At 48.5% G+C, this 6,224-nt stretch carries 6 protein-coding genes; 1 reads left to right on the top strand and 5 read right to left on the bottom strand.

What is annotated here, in order from left to right:
* Positions 1-606 precede the first annotated feature (606 nt).
* A complete protein-coding gene (locus P5G61_RS01320) occupies positions 607-1,608 on the top strand; it encodes a Na/Pi cotransporter family protein (RefSeq protein WP_301243594.1) in 1,002 nt (333 codons plus the stop codon).
* Positions 1,609-1,662: 54 nt separating this feature from the next.
* Here P5G61_RS01320 and P5G61_RS01315 read toward each other — a convergent pair whose 3' ends face one another.
* From P5G61_RS01315 to prmA, 5 genes are all read right to left on the bottom strand, one after another.
* The gene (locus P5G61_RS01315; RefSeq protein WP_301243592.1) at positions 1,663-2,097 is read right to left on the bottom strand and encodes an NUDIX hydrolase; all 435 of its coding nucleotides are present in this window, start codon (positions 2,095-2,097) and stop codon (positions 1,663-1,665) included.
* Positions 2,098-2,209: 112 nt separating this feature from the next.
* The gene (mtaB, locus tag P5G61_RS01310; protein ID WP_301243590.1) at positions 2,210-3,556 is read right to left on the bottom strand and encodes a tRNA (N(6)-L-threonylcarbamoyladenosine(37)-C(2))-methylthiotransferase MtaB; all 1,347 of its coding nucleotides are present in this window, start codon (positions 3,554-3,556) and stop codon (positions 2,210-2,212) included.
* 2 nt (positions 3,557-3,558) lie between these two features.
* Positions 3,559-4,323, bottom strand: a complete 765-nt coding sequence (locus P5G61_RS01305; RefSeq protein ID WP_301243588.1) for a 16S rRNA (uracil(1498)-N(3))-methyltransferase — start codon at positions 4,321-4,323, stop codon at positions 3,559-3,561.
* 138 nt (positions 4,324-4,461) lie between these two features.
* The gene (locus P5G61_RS01300) at positions 4,462-5,139 is read right to left on the bottom strand and encodes a site-2 protease family protein (protein ID WP_301243586.1); all 678 of its coding nucleotides are present in this window, start codon (positions 5,137-5,139) and stop codon (positions 4,462-4,464) included.
* A gap of 3 nt (positions 5,140-5,142) precedes the next feature.
* Complete coding sequence (gene prmA, locus P5G61_RS01295) at positions 5,143-6,108, bottom strand: 50S ribosomal protein L11 methyltransferase (protein WP_301243584.1); 966 nt, start codon at positions 6,106-6,108, stop codon at positions 5,143-5,145.
* Between the last annotated feature and the right edge of the window lie 116 nt (positions 6,109-6,224).

The raw sequence follows: 6,224 nt of genomic DNA, 5'->3' as shown, positions 1-6,224 counted from the left end.
ATCCCTTTCTCCAAAGGGAAAATCCGGGGATAAAGGCGAGCGCTTCGCTTCTACAGGTTTTTTCTGCCCTCTCCGTTATCGTGTGAACATTTAATTCAACCATATTACAACGAACGCTTCGCTTCTTCAGTTCCAATTCCATCCCCTCCGCTCCGTTGCAGAATCTCCGTATCTTTCGAATAGGGGGGCGGTAATTTCGGTGACCTCAAATTTCACACTTGCCACTACGCTGACAGAACAACCTTCCGATCGCTGTTATCCTCAGATTTTTTTAATTCCCTTTCTCCAAAGGGAAAATCCGGGGATAAAGGCGAGCGCTTCGCTTCTACAGGTTTTTTCTGCCCTCTCCGTTATCGTGTGAACATTTAATTCAACCATATTACAACAAACGCTTCGCTTCTTCAGTTCCGATTCCATCCCCTCCGCTCCGTTTGCAGAATCTCCGTATCTTTCGAATAGGGGGGCGGTAATTTCGGTGACCATTAAGGATAACTTATCGGTCTTTCAAATGCTGTTGTTGGTTCCAGAATCCGTTAGCCTGTCATGGTTGTCCTTGCTTTCTCATAGGATGAGATAAGGATATGCACGGAAGGAATGATATTACTCATGTTCAGAGATGTTGTGCTGCCCCTATTATATGGGCTTCTTATCTTTTTTGGTGGGATGAAGCTGATGGAAACAGCCTTGCAGCGGATGGCAGGACCCATGCTGGCTGATTGGCTGGGCCGGGCTACCTCTGCTCCCTGGAAAGGCATGGCTTTCAGTGCAGGCGCTACAGCCCTGCTGCAAAGCAGTACGGCTGTCACGGTGCTAACCATTGGACTGGCAAACGCCAGATTGATTACCTATGGACGCACACTTGGCATTATTCTTGGAACGAACATCGGGACCTGCCTGACCACCGAACTGGTCGGACTACAGATCGGCCGAGTCTCCCTGCCTTTGCTTGCCCTGTCTCTGACGGGCTGGGCTGTCTTCGTTGTGCTTGGTGAACGCAATCAGGCCGCTCCTGAGCGCACGCGCAGGTCTTTGTTTAACATGCAATACAGCTTTCTCGCGTCCGCCGGATTTGCCCTCGTCATGACAGGTATTCAAGTTATGCAATCCATTGCCGTACCATTGCGAAGTATGGGTGTATTCCAGTGGTTCCTGGACCGCTCAGCCGACAGCTTGTGGTGGGGCTTTCTGGCAGGTGCTTGTCTGACGGCGCTTATTCATAGCAGCGCAGCTGTCATCAGCATGGCGATCACGCTTGCAGCGACAGGTGTACTGCCTGTGGAGATCGGCATCGCCATTGTGATCGGGTCGAACGTAGGGACCTGTATCACCGCCGTGATTGCTGCCGCTGGCGGAGCATCCGCAGGCAAATTTGTCGCAGCCTCCCATGTCGTATTAAACATAGCGGGGGCGCTGCTGTTTATGCCGCTGATCGGCCAGCTGCATGCAGCTTCGGCCTGGCTGTCAGCGGATAACGGGGCACAGATTGCGCATGCCCAGACCCTTTTTAACGTCACCAGTTCACTGCTTGCCTTGCCGTTCTGTTACTTACCGATTTGGCACAAAAAACCACCGGTCTCCACCCCAGTGGCGAAGTCACCCGTGGCCTGATGTTTAGAACTCTCTCGACAATCAGCAGCGATACATTATTCAAAAGAAAACAGCCTATACGTTAATGCCTAATTTATTCAGCGCCACACGTAAAATGTCATCGTTATTATCGTATCCGCTATGCTGCTGTCTGGACCAAGCTTCTTCCGGAGTGTACCAATCCACACCTTTGATTTCTTCAATCTGAGGCTGCAGATCGCCGCTTTCCGCTTCAACAAGATAATAATGAACTTCTTTGTCCACCGGACCAAACTCTGCATGCTGATACGTATAAGCGATGATATCGACGGGTTCTATAATGCGGCCGACCATGCCTGTCTCTTCCAGAATCTCACGCAGCGCGGTCTGTTCCACCGTTTCTCCGTCTTCCATCTTACCTTTGGCGAGAGTTGTTTTGCCATAGCGATCTACAATCAGTTGAATTTGAAGCTTTCCGTCTTCTCCCGTGCGGTAGACGACTCCGCCTGCCGAAATTTCTTTTTTGTTCATGTTGCTCTCCCCCATTACGGAATTGTCTTCATCTTTTTGTTGGAAAAAGAAGGACCTCATCTCCACGGGTACGCTCCCCAAGGAAATGAAATCCTTGTTTCTGACGCCTCGATTACATCGCTGCGGACTTGAGGTTTTCTTCCAACACACGAACCAGCGTAGCCTGGCTTTCATTCACACCCGCCTCGGTCACTTTGACACGGCACACTTTGCCGACCATATCCATGGAACCGTCAAAGACCAATTGAATGTAGTTGTCACTATAACCGTGCAGTTTCCCACTGCCCTCACGGCCCTTCGCTTCACCTTCAGGAATGACATCCAGTACTTCCCCCACAAACTGCTTGGCGTATGCCAGTTGCATTTGCTCAGACAGATCAATCAGTTCATGCACACGTGCATTTTTGACTTCCTCATCCACCTGATCCTCCATACGTGCTGCTGGTGTTCCAGTCCGCTTGGAATATGGGAATACGTGCATTTCGGAAAAACCGATTTTCTTCATCAGCTCATAGCCGTTACGGAACATCTCATCCGTCTCACCCGGGAACCCAACAATGACGTCGGTCGTAATCGCTACATCCGGCATTGCTTCACGAATACGAAGCATTTTATTGTAAAACTCTTCAGTCGTATATTTACGGCGCATGCGTTTCAAAACGGTATCATCGCCCGCTTGCAGCGGAATATGGAAGTGTCGCACAAGTTTGTCTGAACGTTTAATGACATCCAGCATGCGGTCGTCAATTTGGCTCGCTTCAATCGAGCTGATCCGAATACGCTCCAGACCTTCCACTTTGTCCAAATCCCATAGCAGATCCGTCAGATCATAGTTCTCCATGTCATCCCCGTATCCACCGGTATGAATGCCTGTCAGGACAATTTCCTTGTACCCGGCGTGCACGAGTTGATGAGCCTGTTGGATGATGCTGTTTGCTTCCCGGCTGCGGGAAAGTCCACGCGACCATGGAATAATGCAGAACGTACAGAAGTTATTGCAGCCATCCTGGATTTTCAGAAAAGCACGGGTACGATCAGCAAAATCCGGTACGTCCATCTCTTCAAATACCCGCGTTTTCATAATGTTACGGACCGCGTTGACAGGCTGACGCGATTCTTGAATTTCATGGACATATGGCAAAATTTTGTCCCGATCCTGTGTACCGATAACAAGATCCACGCCAGGGATGTCCAAAATCTCTGCTGGAGAAGTTTGCGCGTAACAGCCTGTAACGGCTACAATCGCATCCGGGTTGCGCCGAATGGCACGACGGATAATCTGGCGGCTCTTTTTGTCGCCGGTATTGGTTACTGTACAAGTATTAATCAAGTATACATCCGCTGTCTGTTCGTCAAAGTCTACCTGATCGTATCCTTCGTTTTTGAACAATTGCCAAATCGCCTCTGTATCATAAAAATTAACTTTGCAGCCTAAGGTGTAAAACGCCACGGATGGCATAATTACATTCCCCCCATTTCTCCGGATTCATATAAGACACAAGTTAGCGCCGCCATTCCGGCTGTCTCGGCCCGCAAGATGCGTTTGCCCAGTCCAACGGATACAGCACCCGCCTGATCGGCTTCAATCGTTTCCCTCTCCGAGAATCCGCCCTCAGGTCCAACAACGATCAACACTTCTGCACTCGCACCAGGTGCAAGCTGCTCCACAAAAGGCTTCAAAGCGTCTCTTAACTGCTTGCCGTTTTCTTTTTCATAACAATAACATACCAGACTGTATCCCTCAAAAGAAGATAGCAGCCCTTTCCAGGAAAGTGGCTGCTCGACGGATGGAATGCGGTTCCGATGGCTTTGTTCAGCGGCTTCCTTGGCGATTTTTCGCCACCGCTCCAACCGTTTGCCTTCTTTCTTGGCATCATATTGTACAATCGTACGCTCAGACAGGAAAGGAACAAAGGAAACTGCTCCGATTTCCGTACATCTTTGAATGACCGTCTCCATCTTATCGCCTTTGGGCAAGCTTTGAGCCACGGTTACACGCATACGTGCTTCATGGTCCATTTCGAGCGGTTCCACAATATTCGCTGTTACTTGCTGGGCTTCGATGCTTTCAATCTCCACCAAAGCTTCTTTGGAGTTTCCGTCACTGACAATCAGTTTGTCTCCAGGTTTACCACGCATTACTTTGCCGATATGGCGCGCATCATCACCCGTGATGACCACGGAATGTTCATTAAACTGTTCTGCAGATACAAAATAACGCTGCATAAGTCTGTCCACCCATTCTATCCTGTTATGACTGGAACTCACCCCGCCTAAAGGCAGGCGTGAATCCAATCGCCACAGATGATCATACAACTTTTATGTGCTTCTGACCAGTATTTCAGTCCCATACACTATACGTTTCTAACGATATAAACCGATGATTAACCTTGCCAGATCTACATACATATTCTGGGCAAATTGATATAAAGGTTGAATCGTCGCATTTTGCAATGGAGGAATGACAAGGATCAAAAGGAAAATAAATATGGACCATTGCTCTACCCCTTGCAGCTTCCGGCTGATGGAAGGCGGCAGAATATCCTCCAGAATTCGATATCCGTCCAATGGAGGCAACGGAATCAGGTTAAAGAGAAACAGGAAAAAGTTCGTTAGGTTAAATATGGAGAAAAACATGGAAATTGCTGTAAGCAAACGCTCATTTTCAATGCTACCCAGTGCTCCCGAACCAACCAACGAAGCATAGATGATCGTACCGATGATCGCCAGCAGCAAATTGCTTACAGGCCCAGCAACGGATACTATGACACCCATCAGTCTTGGTTTGTCAAAATTGGCCCGATTGACCGGAACCGGACGGGCCCAGCCGAAACCGGCAATAACGAGCAGCAGTACACCGAACAAGTCAAAGTGTACGACCGGATTCAGCGTAACCCGGCCCAGCAACTTTGCTGTCGGATCGCCGAATTTGTTTGCAAAGTAGGCATGAGCAAATTCATGCACGGTAAAAGCAATCAGGATGGTCAGCAGGAAAAACGGCAGTTGATCCAGCGGATAACGAAAGAACGAGTTCAAATCCATCGGTTACCTCTTTCTGGCCACAAACGCGATCCAGTCCTCATCGCGGTGCACCGAACTGATTTCGAAGCCGGAAGCAACGAGCGCATCATGGACAACCTGTTCTTTATTTTTCCAGATGCCTGAAGTAATATAAACGCCGCCTGACTCAAGTGCATGGTAGACATCATCCACAAACATCATAATAACCTCGGCCAAAATATTGGCAACGATAACTTTCACCGGAAGCTTCACGCCCAGCGCAGGATCCTGACTGCCCAGAACAGACAGTAAATCACTCTCTTTGACCGTAATTTGATGTCCCAGCCCATTCAGTTCCACATTTTCCTTGGCACTGATTACGGCAACAGGATCGAGGTCCAGCGCCAATACATGTTTTGCACCAAGGTGGATCGCTCCGATGGCCAAAATGCCAGATCCTGTTCCTACGTCAATGACTTCCTCACCACCCTGAATGACCGATTCCAGTGTGCGCAGACATAGCGAAGTGGTTGGATGTGTTCCCGTACCAAACGCCATGCCTGGATCAAGCTCAATTATTTTCTCATTCGGGCTTTCCGGTGTATACTCTTCCCATGTTGGTTTAATGGTTAGACGTTCCGAGACACGTACCGGTTTGAAGTATTGTTTCCAGGCATTCGCCCAGTCATTTTCATCCACTGTTCGAGTCTCAAAACGTACCTCACCCGTTTGGATATCGAATTCGGAAAGCTGTTCAATTCGTGGACTTACTTCCAGTTGCAATGCTTCCATATCCGTACCTTCGGAGAAATATCCTTTAATGACGGCAAACCCTTCAGGAATATCATTCAAAGGAAACTCGTACAACTCGCCATACGTCGTATCCCGTTTTTTATTTAAAGTACCGGACTCTTCAATCGAGACCCCTCCAGCACCCGCTTCATGTAAAAAATTCGAAATCATCTCCACAGCTTCTTCTGTGGTATGTATTGTTAGTTCATGCCATAACATACTTCGTTTTTCCTCCTCATTTTTCAAACATCCCCACCATTGTACTACACAAGCGAGCAGGAGTACAAAACCGCGGCAGTAAAAGAAACAACAAAAACAGGATACCCGCAGCTTTC

This window comes from Paenibacillus vandeheii (assembly GCF_030433635.1).
Taxonomy (GTDB): domain Bacteria; phylum Bacillota; class Bacilli; order Paenibacillales; family Paenibacillaceae; genus Paenibacillus; species Paenibacillus vandeheii.
Note: the sequence above shows the minus strand (reverse complement) of the source record. Positions and strands in the feature narration are given on the sequence as shown.

Coding starts and splice junctions, on each gene's coding strand:
- mtaB (WP_301243590.1), bottom strand. CDS start 3,556: ATGCCATCCGTGGCGTTTTACACCTTAGGCTGCAAAGTTAATTTTTAT.
- P5G61_RS01305 (WP_301243588.1), bottom strand. CDS start 4,323: ATGCAGCGTTATTTTGTATCTGCAGAACAGTTTAATGAACATTCCGTG.
- P5G61_RS01315 (WP_301243592.1), bottom strand. CDS start 2,097: ATGAACAAAAAAGAAATTTCGGCAGGCGGAGTCGTCTACCGCACGGGA.
- prmA (WP_301243584.1), bottom strand. CDS start 6,108: ATGTTATGGCATGAACTAACAATACATACCACAGAAGAAGCTGTGGAG.
- P5G61_RS01300 (WP_301243586.1), bottom strand. CDS start 5,139: ATGGATTTGAACTCGTTCTTTCGTTATCCGCTGGATCAACTGCCGTTT.
- P5G61_RS01320 (WP_301243594.1), top strand. CDS start 607: ATGTTCAGAGATGTTGTGCTGCCCCTATTATATGGGCTTCTTATCTTT.